Origin of the sequence: Pseudoalteromonas sp. NEC-BIFX-2020_015 (assembly GCF_012952265.1) — a bacterium.
GTDB lineage: Bacteria > Pseudomonadota > Gammaproteobacteria > Enterobacterales > Alteromonadaceae > Pseudoalteromonas > Pseudoalteromonas neustonica.
The window spans coordinates 1-538 of sequence record NZ_JABCJL010000102.1; the positions used below are offsets into that span (position 1 = coordinate 1).

At 39.8% G+C, this 538-nt stretch carries 1 protein-coding gene; it reads left to right on the forward strand.

What is annotated here, in order from left to right:
• The first annotated feature begins 168 nt into the window (after positions 1 to 168).
• Positions 169 to 453 (forward strand): GNAT family N-acetyltransferase, encoded by a 285-nt coding sequence (locus HH219_RS21750; protein WP_349251637.1) that lies wholly within the window; start codon positions 169 to 171, stop codon positions 451 to 453.
• Positions 454 to 538 lie beyond the last annotated feature (85 nt).

Genomic DNA, 538 nt, shown 5'->3' on the forward strand with positions numbered 1-538 from the left:
GCATGTTTGGCATTTATGCTGCGTTATCGCCTATTAATGGGGAATAACCACACTACATAGGCTCTGCCTTGCCTAAAAACCAAACATACAGCTGCAAAATCAATCACGAAAGGTCAACACGCCCTAGAGCAATCTTTAAAATTAATTGAATTCTTCAACAATCGCTTTATTGAAGGTGTGGGTATTCGTTGGGGCATTCGCAGAAAAGATACCGGAAAGTTAATTGGTACTTGCGGCTTTAATTCATGGAACCAAAAGATGAAAAATGCGGGGATAGGCTACGAGTTATCTTCCAAGCATTGGGGTTATGGCTATGCTACGCAAGCCTTGCACAAGATTATTGATTCGGCCTTTTCTGATCAGCTACCATTTGGTGAACTTTATAGGGTTCAAGCCGAGATTATACCCAAACCTGACGAATCCCCACGAAATGAATTAAAAAAAGATGAGTAAAGGGGATCGACCTTCATGACTAATTGTGATCAAATTACTTCGCCAAAAACAACTTAAAACAATAGCCATGAAGATCACAAATATA